Source organism: Paraburkholderia fungorum (assembly GCF_046027605.1).
In the GTDB taxonomy this organism is placed as follows: domain Bacteria; phylum Pseudomonadota; class Gammaproteobacteria; order Burkholderiales; family Burkholderiaceae; genus Paraburkholderia; species Paraburkholderia fungorum_F.
The window spans coordinates 503,892-518,290 of sequence record NZ_JAQQEF010000001.1 but is presented as its reverse complement, the minus strand read 5'-3'; the positions used below and the strand labels follow the sequence as shown (position 1 = coordinate 518,290).

At 62.7% G+C, this 14,399-nt stretch carries 13 protein-coding genes; 10 read left to right on the top strand and 3 right to left on the bottom strand.

The features are described from left to right. Positions 1-16: 16 nt before the first annotated feature. A complete protein-coding gene (gene gcvA / locus PQR53_RS02185; protein ID WP_408450920.1) occupies positions 17-934 on the bottom strand; it encodes a transcriptional regulator GcvA in 918 nt (305 codons plus the stop codon). A gap of 109 nt (positions 935-1,043) precedes the next feature. Here gcvA and PQR53_RS02180 point away from each other — a divergent pair, with 109 nt between their 5' ends. The 8 genes from PQR53_RS02180 (at position 1,044) to PQR53_RS02145 (ending at position 11,232) form a co-directional block, all read left to right on the top strand. Next, the gene (locus PQR53_RS02180; protein WP_408450919.1) at positions 1,044-1,889 is read left to right on the top strand and encodes a transketolase; all 846 of its coding nucleotides are present in this window, start codon (positions 1,044-1,046) and stop codon (positions 1,887-1,889) included. After that, positions 1,886-2,884 carry a transketolase family protein gene (locus PQR53_RS02175; protein WP_408450918.1) on the top strand — a complete coding sequence of 333 codons (999 nt, stop codon included), beginning with the start codon at positions 1,886-1,888 and terminating at the stop codon, positions 2,882-2,884. The genes PQR53_RS02180 and PQR53_RS02175 overlap by 4 nt, the downstream gene beginning before the upstream one ends. Positions 2,885-3,001: 117 nt before the next feature. After that, the gene (locus PQR53_RS02170; protein WP_408450917.1) at positions 3,002-3,766 is read left to right on the top strand and encodes an SDR family NAD(P)-dependent oxidoreductase; all 765 of its coding nucleotides are present in this window, start codon (positions 3,002-3,004) and stop codon (positions 3,764-3,766) included. Positions 3,767-3,964: 198 nt separating this feature from the next. Continuing rightward, positions 3,965-5,008 carry a TRAP transporter substrate-binding protein gene (locus PQR53_RS02165; RefSeq protein WP_323043415.1) on the top strand — a complete coding sequence of 348 codons (1,044 nt, stop codon included), beginning with the start codon at positions 3,965-3,967 and terminating at the stop codon, positions 5,006-5,008. A 4-nt stretch (positions 5,009-5,012) separates the two neighbouring features. Next, positions 5,013-6,872, top strand: a complete 1,860-nt coding sequence (locus PQR53_RS02160; RefSeq protein ID WP_408450916.1) for a TRAP transporter large permease — start codon at positions 5,013-5,015, stop codon at positions 6,870-6,872. Between the two features lie 118 nt (positions 6,873-6,990). Further along, positions 6,991-9,072 (top strand): transketolase, encoded by a 2,082-nt coding sequence (gene tkt, locus PQR53_RS02155; RefSeq protein WP_408450915.1) that lies wholly within the window; start codon positions 6,991-6,993, stop codon positions 9,070-9,072. A 40-nt stretch (positions 9,073-9,112) separates the two neighbouring features. Next, positions 9,113-10,081 carry a D-2-hydroxyacid dehydrogenase gene (locus tag PQR53_RS02150; RefSeq protein ID WP_408450914.1) on the top strand — a complete coding sequence of 323 codons (969 nt, stop codon included), beginning with the start codon at positions 9,113-9,115 and terminating at the stop codon, positions 10,079-10,081. Between the two features lie 476 nt (positions 10,082-10,557). Beyond that, complete coding sequence (locus PQR53_RS02145; RefSeq protein ID WP_408450913.1) at positions 10,558-11,232, top strand: hypothetical protein; 675 nt, start codon at positions 10,558-10,560, stop codon at positions 11,230-11,232. A 24-nt stretch (positions 11,233-11,256) separates the two neighbouring features. On the opposite strand, the gene PQR53_RS02140 is transcribed toward PQR53_RS02145, so the two are convergent. Continuing rightward, on the bottom strand, positions 11,257-11,769 hold the full coding sequence (locus PQR53_RS02140; RefSeq protein WP_408450912.1) for a DUF3455 domain-containing protein: 513 nt from the start codon (positions 11,767-11,769) through the stop codon (positions 11,257-11,259). Between PQR53_RS02140 and PQR53_RS02135 the strand changes: the two genes are divergently transcribed. Next, a complete protein-coding gene (locus PQR53_RS02135; protein WP_408451174.1) occupies positions 11,681-11,884 on the top strand; it encodes a hypothetical protein in 204 nt (67 codons plus the stop codon). The genes PQR53_RS02140 and PQR53_RS02135 overlap by 89 nt on opposite strands. After that, positions 11,881-13,032 (top strand): peptidyl-alpha-hydroxyglycine alpha-amidating lyase family protein, encoded by a 1,152-nt coding sequence (locus tag PQR53_RS02130; protein ID WP_408450911.1) that lies wholly within the window; start codon positions 11,881-11,883, stop codon positions 13,030-13,032. The genes PQR53_RS02135 and PQR53_RS02130 overlap by 4 nt, the downstream gene beginning before the upstream one ends. A gap of 31 nt (positions 13,033-13,063) precedes the next feature. On the opposite strand, the gene PQR53_RS02125 is transcribed toward PQR53_RS02130, so the two are convergent. Continuing rightward, on the bottom strand, positions 13,064-14,365 hold the full coding sequence (locus PQR53_RS02125; protein ID WP_408450910.1) for a TAXI family TRAP transporter solute-binding subunit: 1,302 nt from the start codon (positions 14,363-14,365) through the stop codon (positions 13,064-13,066). Positions 14,366-14,399: the final 34 nt, after the last annotated feature.

Below are 14,399 nucleotides of genomic sequence, written 5' to 3'. Positions count from 1 at the left end.
CGGGTGGCCGCGCGCATCACTTCTCAAGTTCAGCAAACAACCAATCCTGGAAGCTACGCAGCTTCGGCAATTCGGCACGCGATTTCAGCAGGTTCAGCGTATAGCCTCGCACAGGCAATCCTTCGAAACCGAATGGCGCCACCAGCCGGCCCGTTTCCAGTTCGCGTTGCGCCAGAAGCAGGCTCTCGAGGCAGACCCCCAGACCGTCGACCGCCGCGCTGATCGCCATGAACGAACGATCGAAACGCGGACCGCGTGCGATGTCGAGCCGCGTCTTGCGATGGAGGCGCATCCAGTCCCGCCAGCCCACCAGACACCCCTCGCTATGAATCAGCGCATGGTGCTGCAAATCCGCGACACTCAGCAGCTGATGCTCGCCCGCCACGAGCGCGGGCGAGCAGAGCGGCACGATCGTTTCGGGCGGCAGCTCGAGCACCATTGTGCCGGCCGGCTGCAGTTTTCTCGGCCCGTAGCGGATATCTATGTCGACCGCCTCCGAGATCAGATCCGCCGCCTCTGACGACGCGTTCAGCCGCACATCGATATCCGGATGCGCCGCGCTGAAACGCGCGATGCGCGGCATCAGCCATTGCGTCGCGAAGCTCGGCGTGCAGTGAATCGTGAGGATGTCGCTCTTGGCGGCGCGCCCGATCTCGCGGGTGGCCGCGTCGATTCGCGAGAACGCCGCGGTGATTTCCTCAGCGTATTGCCTCCCGTAGTCCGTCAGGATCACCGTGCGATGCAAGCGATGGAACAGACGAATACTCAATTGCTCTTCCAGCAGCTTGATTTGATGGCTCACGGCGGAGGGCGTGACGAACAGTTCGTCTGCTGCGAGCGCAAATGAGGAGAGCCGCGCGGCGGCTTCAAATGCCTGTATCGACTTGAACGTGACGCGATTGTGCATGGCAGCACCCAGGTGAATTGAATTCATCCATGGGGCCATCTTAATTCGTTTGAGCGCGTGTGAGTGCGAGATTACGCTTGAGTCACTGGGAACGTCATCACACCGGACCCCGCAAAAGAACCTCAGGAGACAAACAGTGAACATCAGCGAAACCGCACCGTACGCCGCACTCGCGGAGCACGCCTATCAGATTCGCCGCAACGCGCTGCGCATGGGCGAAGTGCAGGGGCAGGGTTATATCGGCCAGGCGCTCGACATTGCCGACGTACTGGCCGTCGCCTACTTCCGCGCTATGCGTTATCGCGCCGATGACCCCGAATGGGAAGGTCGCGATCGCTTCCTGCTTTCGAACGGCCACTACGCCATCGCGCTGTATGCCGCGTTGATCGAGGCCCGCATCATTGCCGACGAAGAACTGGAAACCTACGGCAGCGACGACAGCCGTCTGCCGATGTCCGGCATGGCGAGCTACACGCCCGGCATGGAAATGTCCGGCGGCTCGCTCGGGCAGGGGCTGACGATCGCGGTGGGCCGTTGCCTGGGTCTGAAGCGCAAGGGCTCGGACGCCCGCGTCTACACATTGTTCTCCGATGGCGAACTCGATGAAGGCGCGATCTGGGAAGGCCTGATGTCCGCGGCCCACTGGAAGCTCGACAACCTGATCGCGATGGTCGACGTCAACAACCAGCAGGCCGATGGCCCGTCGTCGAGCGTCATGGCGTTCGAGCCGCTGGTCGACAAGCTGCTGGCGTTCGGCTGGTTCGTGCAGCGCGTTGACGGCAACGATCTCGCGGCCGTCGTCGCCGCGTTCGACGCGGCGCATGCGCATCCCGAAGCGCAACCACGGATCATCGTCTGCGATACGCGGATGGGTTGCGGCGTGCCATTCCTCGAAGCTCGCGAGAAAAATCACTTTATCCGCGTCGATGCGCACGAGTGGCAACTCGCGCTGCAGGCGCTGGAAGCCGGGAGAACCGTATGAGCGCCGCCGCACCGAAACCGCGTCTGAAGACTTCGGCGATGATCGCCTCGATTGCCGGCGAGGGGCAGCTCACGCGCTCCGCGCCGTTCGGCCACGCACTGGTCGAGTTGGCGCGCAACCGTCCGGAAGTGGTCGGCATGACCGCCGACCTCGGCAAATACACCGACCTGCATCTGTTCGCGAAGGAATATCCCGAGCGCTATTACCAGATGGGCATGGCCGAACAACTGCTGATGGGCGCCGCCGCCGGCATGGCGCACGAAGGCGCGCAGCCGTTCGTCACCACTTACGCCGTGTTCGCCGCGCGCCGCGCTTATGACTTCATCCATCAGGCGATTGCCGAGGACAACCTCGACGTCAAGATCGTCTGCGCGTTGCCGGGCCTCACCACCGGTTACGGCCCGAGCCACCAGGCGGCCGAAGACCTCGCGCTGTTTCGGGCGATGCCGAACCTCACGGTGATCGACCCGTGCGATGCGATCGAAATCGAGCAGATGGTGCCGGCCATTGCCGACCATCGCGGGCCGGTGTATGCGCGGCTGTTGCGCGGCAACGTGCCGGTCGTGCTCGACGAATACGACTACCGGTTCGAACTCGGCAAAGCAAAGCTGCTGCGCGACGGCGCCGAGGTACTGATCATCTCGTCCGGGATCATGACGATGCGCGCGCTGGAAACGGCCAAGGCGCTGGCCGCCGATCGCGTCGACGTGGGCGTGCTGCATGTGCCGACCATCAAGCCGCTCGACACCGTCACGCTGTTGCGCGAGGCGCGCCGTTCCGGCCGTCTTGTCGTGGTGGCGGAGAACCACACGGTGATCGGCGGACTAGGCGAAGCGGTGGCCGCCGTGCTGCTGACCAATGGCGTCACGCCGCCGTTCCGTCAGATCGGCCTGCCCGACGCGTTTCTCGACGCGGGCGCGCTGCCGACCTTGCACGACCGCTACGGCATTTCCACCGAGGCGATGTGCGCCACGATCAAAGGCTGGCTGCGGTAAAGGCCTATCAGCGTTCATAGGCTCACACAGAGCGGACATAAAGCGCCGCAAACACACGTAGTCACCGATAGCAAACACCGTAGCAAACCATAAGCTTCAATTCAGGAGATCCGCATCATGTCAGAGTCACGTCTACTCGACGGCAAGGTCGCCGTCATTTCCGGCGGTGCCTCGCCGCGCGGCATCGGCATGGCGACCGCCCGCATGTTCGCCGCGCACGGCGCACGCATCGCCATTTTCGATCTCGACGAAAACGCAGCGGTCGAAGCCGCTGCGTCGATCGGGCCCGAACATCGCGGCTACGTGTGCAACGTGACCGACCGTGGCGCTTGTCAGGCTGCTGTCGAACGCACCGTCGCCGATTTCGGTTCGATCGACATTCTGATCAACAACGCCGGTATTACCCAGGCTGCGAAGCTGCTCGAGATCGATCCGGAAAGCTGGGACCGTATCCTCGATGTCAACCTGCGCGGCGTGCTGTATCTGTCGCAAGCGGTCGTGCCGCAAATGAAGAAACAGAAGAGCGGCTCGATCGGCTGCATGTCGTCGGTCTCGGCGCAGCGCGGCGGCGGCATTCTGGGCGGCCCGCATTACTCGGCGGCCAAAGCCGGCGTGCTGGGTCTTGCCAAAGCGATGGCGCGCGAGCTCGGCAACGACGGCATTCGCGTGAACTGCGTGACACCAGGCCTGATCCAGACCGACATCAATGCCGGCAAGATCACCGACGACAAGCGCGGCGAAATTCTCGCGGGCATACCGCTCAATCGGCTGGGCGTACCCGACGATGTGGCCGGCGCCTTCCTGTTCCTCGCGTCGAATTTGTCGTCGTATATCACCGGCGCGGTCATCGACGTGAACGGCGGCATGCTGATTCACGGCTGAAGAATGGCTGCTTGAGCCTGCTTGAGGCTGCTTGAGGCAAAGCCGGTCCGGGAGGACGGGCCGTCTGGCGGGAGGCCGGCGGCGGCGAGTGAGACCTTGTAGTAGAGAACAGACGACCGCGGCGAGCGATACGTGCAGCCGCCGCGGTTCAGCTTCGCAAACTATAACGACACGCCATCAGAGTTGGAGGAAGACACCATGACTACCCGTTCTAACGCCCCGCAGGGCATCAGCCGCCGCACCTTTCTGAAGGCCGGTGCGGCCATGTCCGCCGCCGCGCCGCTATGGAGCATCTCGCGCAGCGCGATGGCGGCTCCCGAGTTTTCGTACAAACTCGCGACCGGCCAGGACCCCACGCATCCAGTCAACATTCGCGCCCAGGAGGCGATCAACCAGATCCGCGAAGCGACCAAAGGCCGCCTCGATATCAAACTGTTTCCGCAGAATCAGCTCGGCTCCGACACCGATCTGCTCTCGCAGGTGCGCAATGGCGGCGTCGAGTTCTTCAACCAGGCGTCGTCGATTCTGGCGACGCTCACGCCCGCCGCGGGCATCGTCAACACCGGTTTCGCGTTCAAGGACTATGACGCGGTCTGGAAAGCGATGGACGGCGATCTCGGCAACTACGTCCGTGCACAGATCACGAAGTCGGGCATCGTCTCGGTGAGCAAGGTATGGGACAACGGCTTCCGGCAGATCAGTTCGTCAACCAAAGCATTGCGCGCGCCGGCCGACCTGAAGGGCTTCAAGATTCGCGTGCCGCAAGCGCCGATGCTGACCTCGCTGTTCAAGGCGCTCGATGCCGGCCCCGCGCCGATCAACTTCAACGAGCTGTATTCGGCGCTGCAAACCGGCGTGGTGGAGGGCCAGGAAAATCCGCTGCCGATCATCGCGACCGCCAAGCTCTACGAAGTGCAGAAGTACATCAGCCTCACGTCGCATGTGTGGGACGGTTACTGGATTCTCGGCAACCGTGCGGCATGGGAACGTTTGCCGGCCGACATTCGCGCGATCGTCACGCGCGAATTCGAAAAGGCTGCGATGCTGCAACGCGCGGACATCGCGAAGCTGAGTCTGTCTTTGCGCGACGACCTGAAGACCAAGGGCATTACCTTCGTCGATGTCGACCGCACGGCTTTCCGCGGCGCGCTCGCCAAGACGAGCTTCTATCACGACTGGAAAGCCAAATACGGCGACGAGGCGTGGGGCCTGCTGGAGAAATCCGTCGGAAAACTGGGGTAATGCGATGATCTCGATCTCCTATTCGCACGAGCGGCAGCATCGGTTCGCCTGTGCGCTCGACTCCGCCCTCGGTCATCTGGTGGAGATTCCCGCTGCGTTGCTGGTGCTCGCGGAAATCGTCGTGCTGTTGGCCGGCGTGACGAGCCGCTACCTGCTGCATTCGCCGCTGGTGTGGTCCGATGAACTCGCGTCCATGCTGTTCCTGTGGCTCGCCATGCTCGGCGCGGTGATCGCGTTGCGGCGCGGCGAGCACATGCGGATGACGGCGTTGGTCGGCATGGCGCGGCCGGGTGTGCGCGCTTTTCTCGACGTGATCGCGATCGCCGCGCCGATCGCGTTCCTCGTGATGGTGATCGGGCCGGCGATCAGCTTCGCGCAGGACGAATCGTTCATCACCACGCCGGCGCTGGAATTGTCGAACTCGTGGCGCGCGGCAGCGTTGCCGGTCGGCTCGGCCTTGATGCTGCTGGTCGCCGTGGTGCGGCTCGCCCGCATGGGCAACTGGCGGCTGACGCTCGCCGGCGTCGCGACGGTCGGCGCGCTGGTCGGCATCTTCATTGCGCTCGGTCCGCTGTTTCGCGATCTCGGCAACGTCAACCTGCTGATCTTCTTCGTCGGCCTGGTGGCGCTCGGCGTGCTGAGCGGTGTGCCGATTGCCTTCTCGTTCGGACTTGCCACCTTCGGCTACCTCGCATTGACGACCAATACGCCGATGCCGGTGGTGGTCGGCCGGATGGATGAGGGCATGTCGCATCTGATCCTGCTCTCGGTGCCGCTCTTCGTGTTTCTCGGGCAGTTGATCGAGATGACCGGCATGGCCGCGGCGATGATCGCGTTCCTCGCAAGCATGTTGGGTCACGTGCGCGGTGGGCTTTCCTATGTGCTGGTCGGCGCGATGTATCTGGTGTCGGGCATCTCGGGCTCGAAAGCCGCGGACATGGCGGCGGTGGCGCCGGTGCTGTTTCCGGAGATGAAAGCACGCGGTGCGAAGCCCGGCGATCTGGTCGCGTTGCTCGCCGCAACCGGCGCGCAGACCGAGACGATTCCGCCGAGCCTCGTGCTGATCACGCTCGGTTCGGTGACCGGCGTATCGATCTCGGCGCTCTTCACGGGCGGCATGTTGCCGGGCATCGTGCTCGCCATCACGTTGTGCGCGGTGGTGCAGTGGCGCTATCGGCGTGAGGATCTGTCGGCCGTCAAGCGCGCGACCCGTAGCGAGATTCTGCGCAAGCTGGTGATCGCGATCCCGGCGCTCGCGCTGCCGTTCGTGATTCGCGCGGCGGTGGTCGAGGGGATTGCAACGGCGACTGAAGTCTCCACCATCGGTATTGCCTACGCCGTGCTGGCAGGCCTCCTGATCTATCGCCGGTTCGAGTGGAAGCGGCTCAAGCCGATGCTGATCGATACCGCGACACTGTCGGGCGCGATTCTGCTGATCATCGGCGCGGCGACGAGCATGGCGTGGGCGTTGACGCAGTCCGGCTTCTCCGGACAGCTTGCGCAGACGCTCGGTGCTTTGCCGGGCGGCGCGGCGATGTTCATGGCCGCCTCCATCTGCATGTTCGTGATCCTCGGCAGCGTGCTGGAAGGCATTCCGGCGATCGTGCTGTTCGGCCCGTTGATGTTCCCGATCGCACGGGCCATGCACATTCACGATGTGCACTACGCGATGGTGGTGATCCTCTCGATGGGCGTCGGCCTGTTCGCACCGCCGTTCGGTGTGGGCTACTACTCGGCTTGCGCGGTGAGCCGGATTCATCCTGACGAAGGGATGAAGCCGATTCTTGGCTACATCGCCGCGTTGATGGTCGGGCTGATCATCGTGGCGGCGGTGCCGTGGATTTCCATCGGCTTCCTGCATTGATGCGCTGACGGGTGAGGCTGCGCCGCGCAGCCTCGTTTACTGCCTTCGTTCATCCCATTCGATTCGTTTTGATTGCCGCCGCCTCGCATGACGGGGCGGCGTAGAGGAGTCTTTTGCCATGTCCAGCACCCAAGTTCAACCGGCTGCATCGAATGGTTCGTCTGATTCGCTTGCATCGATTACGCTCGCGCCGTTCGTTACGGCGGCGCAAGCCGTAGAAGCAACGCATCCGCCGCCGTTGCCGCTCGCCGACGCGATCCGCTTCCTCTCCATCGATGCGATCTTGCAGGCCGGCGAGGGCCATCAAGGCGTGCCGCTCGGTATGGCCGAAATCGCCACCGCGTTGTTCACCCGCCACCTGAAATTCAATCCCGCCGATCCGACCTGGCCGGATCGCGACCGCTTCGTGCTGTCCAACGGCCACGGTTCGCTGCTGCTGTATTCGCTGCTGTACCTGACCGGTTACGCGGCGATCGGCCTCGATCAGTTGAAGACCTTTCGCGAACTCGGCTCGCATTGCGCGGGGCATCCCGAGTACGAACCGGCGCATGGGATCGAGGCAACCACCGGTCCGCTCGGGCAAGGCATTGCCAACGCGTTCGGCATGGCTATCGCCGAAGCGTATCTCGCGGCGAAATTCGGCAGCGAACTCGTCGATCACTACACGTATGCGTTTGTCGGCGACGGCTGTCTGCAGGAAGGCATCGGTCAGGAAATGATTTCGTTGGCGGGGCACCTGCGGCTGGGCAAACTCATTCTCTGCTGGGACGACAATCAGATCACCGACGACGGCAGCACCGCGTTATCGATCAGCGAAGACGTCGGCGCGCGGTTTCGTGTGGCCGGCTGGCATGTGATCGAAGTCGACGGTCACGATCTCGAAGCGGTGAGCGCGGCGTTGACCCTCGCGCGGAAAGACCCACGGCCGTCGCTGCTGGCGTGCAAGACGATCATCGGCCGTGGCATTGCGCGTTTGCAAGGCCAGCGCGGCGGCCACAGCGGCAAGCTCTTCCAGGCGGACGCCGACGCGGCGCGCGAGCAACTCGGCTGGCCCCATGCGCCGTTCGACCTGCCCGGGGAAGTGCAGAACGCATGGCGCGACGCGGGCCGGCGCAGCAGCGACGAATATGTCGCGTGGCACGCCCGTTTGGCTGCGTTGCCGGACGCGCAGTGCGCCGAGTTCGAACGGGTCATCGCAGGCGGCTTGCCGCAAGGCTGGCGCGACGTGCTCGACGCTTATCGCAAGCGCGCCGTCGAACGCGGCGAGCCGCAAGCGGGTATCACCGTGTCGGGCGAGATCAGCGATCTGTTCGCGCCGCTACTGCCCGAGCGCATGATCGGTTGCGCCGATCTCGAAGCGCCCACCGGCCACAAACGCCAGTTGCACGCTTTCACCGCCGACGACCGCAGCGGTGCCTACGTCCACTGTGGCGTGCGTGAGCATCTGATGGGCGCGATGGCCAATGGCATGGCCGCGCACGGCGGCGTCGTCGCGACCAGCGTCACCTATCTGGCGTTCTCTGACTATCAGCGTCCGGCGATGCGCATGGCCGCGTTGATGGGCTTGCCGGTGCACTACGTGTTCAGCCACGACTCGATCGGCGTCGGCAAGAATGGGCCGACGCATCAGCCTGTCGAGATACTCGCCTCGTTACGCGCGATGCCGAACATGCGCGTGCTGCGGCCCGCCGACGCCGTGGAAGCGGCCGAGTGCTGGGCACTCGCGCTCGAACATCGACGCGGCCCGAGCACGCTGGTGTTCGCGCGCCAGGCGTTGCCGCTGGTGCGCCGCGAGCATAGCGCCGAACCGTTGTCGCAGCGCGGCGCTTACGTGCTGGCCGAGGCGCAAGGCGGCCCGCGCGCAGTGACCTTGCTCGCGACCGGCTCGGAAGTCGCGCTGGCACTGCAGGCGCGCAGCCAGCTACAGGACGAGGGCATCGCGACCGCGGTAGTATCGATGCCCTGCTGGGAAATTTTCGACGAACAGGACGCCGCATATCGCGCCGCGGTGCTGGGTGTCAATACCGTGCGCGTCGGTGTCGAGGCAGCGCTGCGTTTCGGCTGGGACCGCTATCTCGGCGAGCGAGGCGGTTTTGTCGGAATGACAGGCTTCGGCGCTTCCGCTTCCGCGGAGACCTTGTACGAGCACTTCGGTATTACGGCGCAGCACGTCGTGGCCGAAGCGAAGCGGCATCTATAAACCATCGAGGCTTCTTCGAGGACTCATCGAGGAGATAAGCATGCAAAAAATCGTTTTTCTCGACCGCGCGACACTTGCGCCGCAGATCGTATTGCGCGAGCCGCGTTTCGATCATCAACTGATCGAGCACGATCGCACGACGCCTGAGCAGGTGTTGACGCGGCTGGCCGGCGCATCGATCGCGATTACCAACAAAGTGCCGTTGACGAAAGAAGTGCTGGAGCAATTGCCCGATCTGAAACTCGTCGCAGTGGCTGCCACCGGTACCGATTGCGTCGATAAAGCAGCTTGCCAGCAGCTCGGCATCGCCGTGAGCAATATTCGCGGCTACGCGATCAACACCGTGCCCGAACACACCTTCGCGCTGATCCTCGCGCTGCGGCGCAATCTGATCGCGTATCGCGAAGACGTGCTCGCCGGCGAGTGGCAGAAGTCCGGCCAATTCTGTTTCTTCACTCATGCGATTCACGATCTGGCGGGCGCGCGGCTTGGCATCATCGGCGAAGGGGTGCTCGGGCAGCGTGTCGCGGAAATCGGCAAGGCGTTCGGCATGCAGCCGATGTTTGCCGCTCACAAGGGACGTGACGGCCTTGGCCCGCTTTACACGCCGTGGGACGAAGTGCTCGCGACCAGCGACATCATCACCGTGCACAGTCCGCTCACGCCGCACACGCGCAACATGCTGGCCATGCCCGAGTTCCGCGCGATGAAGAAGAAGCCGTTGATCATCAACACGGCGCGCGGCGGGCTCGTCGACGAAGCCGCACTGGTGCAGGCGCTCGACGAAGGGTTGATCAGCGGCGCGGGTTTCGATGTGACGGCAGGCGGCGAACCGCCGCCGCCGGAGAGCCCGCTATTGCGCGCTGCCGGTCGCCCGAATGTGATTTTGACGCCGCATGTTGCATGGGCGTCGGACGAGGCGCAACAAAGTCTTGCAGATCAGTTAATGGACAACATCGAAAATTTCGTCGACGGTACGCCGTCCCATCTCGTGCAAGGGGCGTATTGATTGATGGGGGCACGGCGACATGCCGCGCGCGCCGATCGTCGGCTCATCGGATGAATGGCAGCCGCGACGATCGCGCGGATCGCGTAGAGAACTAGCTCGTTACCGACAAAAAGCTGACCACTCCGGACGAGAAAAGCCGCCTTTCCCCAAGCGAATGTTTCATCACATCTAGCTGTGGTCTCCCGTGGCTGCGGACGTGGAGAATGCGTGCGGCTTGTCGGGCTGTATTGCTCGGACCAGGCGACCTTACAGCACAGATTTCCGTTTCGCATTAGCATACGAGGGTGTCCCGTGCCGTTCGGTGGAATGATTCACCGGACCATTGCCGCGGGACCATCAACGTGTGCGGGTCGCCCGGTTCATACCCCACATCAATCCATCGCAGGCTGACACTGCGAACCCGCCGTTCCACGTGCTCTTCGAGCGAACGGCCATCATCAATCCAATCGCATTGATTGAACGAATCGTTGGTTAATATGAGGAATATACGCACATCATTGATAGTCGGCGTGCTGGTTGTCGAGTTGGTGTTCGGCGTTTTTTTACTGTCACACGAAAGCCATCGCGCGACGACCGATCCCGACGTCGCGACGAGCAGTTCAGTGGAATTGGCCGCGGCGTCTCCGCAATCAGGTGACACGCATGTGACCGCGGGCAGCGTGGTCGGCGCAGCGCCTCTGTCCGGCGCTACAGCAGCCGCCGCGACCGGCGGTAAGCAGTCTACGAGCGGGACCGTGGTGACGGCATCCGACTCGCCCGCCAAAGGTGCCGTGCAAGAGCCGCGACCGAACACGCGTGCCCATGAATCCGTCGCGGTTCATGCTTACGTCGAGCCGAAGACCGCCCCTCTGCCGCAAACCGAAATCGGACGTGACAGTCTGCATCGTCATGGCTCGAATCCGGTCGGAACCGCGATCACGGATGCGCTGGTCAAGGAGTCCGCCAAACTCGATCCGGCACTGCCGCCGCCGACCCAAGCCGTGCAACCGGCTCAACCAATCCAGGCGGCCCAGGCGGCCCCGCCGAGCCTTGACGACTCAACCCATCGCGGCTCGAATCCCGTTGCGGCCGCCATGACTGAACAGCTGGTCAGAGAGTCCGCGAAACTCGATCCGGGACTGCCGCCGCCGAATCAAGCCAGCATGAAGTAGGTGCGCGCCGCGAGGCGTGGGCGATTACCGGTAGAACACGTAGTCCGCGAGGTAAGGCGAGCTGCCGGCTTGATGTTCGGTCGAGCACGGTGCCGTTGGCGCTAACCCGCCGACGGTATGGAGGCGCTGCACATACCGCACCGCTGAAAGTGTGCCGCTGCCGGACGTGCTGTGCGTTTCGAGTAACAGCTGGGGGATGCTCGCCCGTGTGTCGCTGGGCTGCTGCGCGAGCACGCGGCCGACGATCCGGCTTCCATCTTCCGCCTCCCATGACGGTCCCGCGCCATGCCGGACCGCAGCGTGGCCGCTCGCGTCGTAGAGTGTCGCTTGCGGACTCTTGAACACCCATCCCAGACGATGCTGTGCGTCGAATTCACACGAATAGTTCTGCACGCCGGACGCAGCGAGTGTCATCAAGCGCTCGGCTTGAGGTGGGTCGAGGGATACATTGGGTGGACTCGCAGGCGGCGTTGCACACGCGGCTAGCATTGATGCGGCGATGATTGCGAAGCTTGCTTGCGAAATATTCCTGAGCATGGATATCACCTTGAGTGAAGCACCGCGCATGGCGGTTGCAGGGGAAAACCACTATAACGCAATGACTGTCCTCGGTATTGAATGCAACGACACCGAGAGGAAGCAAAGCCAATGAGCGATCAACAGTCATACGCCTGTGTGTGCTGCAGTGACTCCCAAAGCGCTGCCTTCAGCCGTCGCCGCTTCCTGACTCTGGCGGCCGAAAGTGCCGCGGCGCTTGCCTTGTTCTCCGGCCTCGCGTATGCGGAGTCGGTCCCCGGCATTGCTTACGAATCGGTTCCCGATTTTTTACATCTTCCGCGTGACGTTTATTTCGGCGAGTGTTCGGGCGTGAGTTTCAACTCGAAGGGGCATATCTTTGTGCTCTCGCGCGGCAACTCGATTGGCCCTGCCTACGGCGCGGCCGCGGCCCAACTTCTCGAGTTCGCGCCAGACGGTCGTTTCGTCCGCGAAATCGGCCACAACCTGTATGCCTGGTCGTTCGCACACACGGTCAAGATCGACCGGCACGACAATATCTGGGTGACCGACAAAGGTTCCGACATGGTGATCAAGTTCACCCCGGAGGGACGTGTCGCCATGGTTTTTGGCCGTAAGCAGGAGGCGTCGGACGAGGAAACGGGGCCGCTCAAGCATCCGAATCCGCCTTTGCCATCGGAGCCGGGACGCTTCAGGCAGGTCACCGACGTTGCGTGGGACAGCGCCGACAACACCTATATCAGCGACGGATACATCAATTCTCGCGTGGCGAAAGTCGACAAGGACGGCAACTGGCTCAAATCGTGGGGCGATCGCGGCACCGGTCCGGGCCAGTTCCATACGCCCCACAGCATTGCCGTCGATGCGAAAGGCCTCGTCTATGTTGCCGATCGCAGCAACCGCCGCATTCAGGTGTTCGACGGCGAAGGCAATTTCCAGCGGCAGTTCACCATCGACGTACCGGTGCCGCCCGGCGCTCAACCCGCAATCGGCAATGTGCCGGACGAAGCCACGATAGCCGCGGGCACCTTTGCGCCAGGCTCGCCTTGGGCGATCTGCATTTCACCGGGCCCGAATCAGGTGCTTTACAGTTCCGACGCGTTTCCGGGTCGCATCTACAAACTGACGCTCGAAGGAAAACTGCTCGGCGTGCTGGGTCAATCCGGCAAGCAACTGAAGCAGTTTGGCTGGATTCATCAAATGGCCTGTCCGTCCGAGAATGTGCTGTATGTCGCTGAGCTTTTGAACTGGCGAGTACAGAAGCTCCTGCTGCGTCCTTCGTAGCCTGGCAAGCGCCGCACGCGGCGGCTCGCCGCTATGGTTCCCCCGCCACGCGGTAAATTCGGTTCCGCACTACGGCAATCGCCTGTTTGAGTGCGTAAACATCCTGGAAGTAACTTTGCGGCATCCGGATCTGATTGGCATGCGCATCGATGTGCTCGATCTCGTCCTTCCACCGCGCGATCTGGTTTGCGTCTGGATGGCTGTTTTTCCATATCTCATCTTCGAGCGCTTTGATCTCGCGATACCAGACAACCAGGCGCTTCTTTATGCGTGCCTCGACCATGCGCGGCAACGCCTGGAGCAGCCCCAGCAGTAATGCCATGAACGGAAGCAGGATCAGCAGACGTCGTTCGACAAAACTGGCCAGCCAGAATGGCAGGTAGCGTTGCAGGAAGGGGCGCCCTGTTTTGAAGTAACGCTCGCTCTCTTCGGAAACAGGAAATTCCTCGGTGTTCAGATTGGGAAACACGCCACGCGGCGTGAAGTAATCTTCGCCGCCGTGGACGGTTTTAGCCGCGTCCAGCAACAGGTAGACGAGCGCAGGGTGCAGCGAGTCCCTGGCGACGAGCAAGGCCGTGGCGGCGACCAGCGTGACATCTTTTTGTGGCAGATCGTTCACGATACTGGTCGCGGCGCGCGGGAAAATCACCTTGGATAGCGACGGGAATTTCTGCACCAGCGCATCGGCCTGCGCAAAGCTCATCAGTTTGAGATTGCTGTTCAGCAACGTTGCTTGCATGGGCGCATCGGGCCGGCCGATGAAGAAAGCCGCATCGAGTTGACCGTTTTCGAGGGCCTGATAGGCCTTGGCGGCATCCATTTCGAGCAGCGTCGTATTGTTCCGTGTGACACCGCTGTAGCCGAGCAATACCTGGGAGACGTTCAGGAGGCCGCTGCCAGGAACGCCGATGGATATCCTTTTGCCGCGTAGTTGTGCCAGTTGGTTAATGGTGGAATCGGCGGAGCCGCCACGGTAGAACACCCAGATCGGTTCATAGGAGACCGCGGCGATCGTTTCCAGATGATCGGTTTCTTTCGGACTGGTCGTGCCGGACTGGATGAAGCCCACCTCGTATGCGCTGTCCGGATCCTTCAGGCGCTGATAGTTCTCATTTGAGCCCGACGAACTGCGGATATCGAGCGTGATGCCGTCACGTTTCAGGATGGGCGCATAGCGATCCGCAAAGCCGCGATAGATGCCTTTGTCGGCGCCGGTTGTGATGACGATCGTGTGCCGGAAGGCGGGCTCGACGATGACCGATATGCCCCAGCCTAACGCGACGATCAGCAGTATTACGCCGGCGATCAGAAGCCGCCGGCGGCCCGGTGTCATTGGGTGCTTTTCATTGCGAAGAAGCGCAGGGTTG

Excerpts from the sequence above, each read along its gene's own strand:
- PQR53_RS02170 (WP_408450917.1), top strand. The coding sequence starts at position 3,002 with ATGTCAGAGTCACGTCTACTCGACGGCAAGGTCGCCGTCATTTCCGGC.
- tkt (WP_408450915.1), top strand. The coding sequence starts at position 6,991 with ATGTCCAGCACCCAAGTTCAACCGGCTGCATCGAATGGTTCGTCTGAT.
- PQR53_RS02130 (WP_408450911.1), top strand. The coding sequence starts at position 11,881 with ATGAGCGATCAACAGTCATACGCCTGTGTGTGCTGCAGTGACTCCCAA.
- PQR53_RS02165 (WP_323043415.1), top strand. The coding sequence starts at position 3,965 with ATGACTACCCGTTCTAACGCCCCGCAGGGCATCAGCCGCCGCACCTTT.
- PQR53_RS02175 (WP_408450918.1), top strand. The coding sequence starts at position 1,886 with ATGAGCGCCGCCGCACCGAAACCGCGTCTGAAGACTTCGGCGATGATC.
- PQR53_RS02140 (WP_408450912.1), bottom strand. The coding sequence starts at position 11,769 with ATGCTCAGGAATATTTCGCAAGCAAGCTTCGCAATCATCGCCGCATCA.
- PQR53_RS02145 (WP_408450913.1), top strand. The coding sequence starts at position 10,558 with ATGAGGAATATACGCACATCATTGATAGTCGGCGTGCTGGTTGTCGAG.
- gcvA (WP_408450920.1), bottom strand. The coding sequence starts at position 934 with ATGAATTCAATTCACCTGGGTGCTGCCATGCACAATCGCGTCACGTTC.
- PQR53_RS02125 (WP_408450910.1), bottom strand. The coding sequence starts at position 14,365 with ATGACACCGGGCCGCCGGCGGCTTCTGATCGCCGGCGTAATACTGCTG.
- PQR53_RS02150 (WP_408450914.1), top strand. The coding sequence starts at position 9,113 with ATGCAAAAAATCGTTTTTCTCGACCGCGCGACACTTGCGCCGCAGATC.
- PQR53_RS02160 (WP_408450916.1), top strand. The coding sequence starts at position 5,013 with ATGATCTCGATCTCCTATTCGCACGAGCGGCAGCATCGGTTCGCCTGT.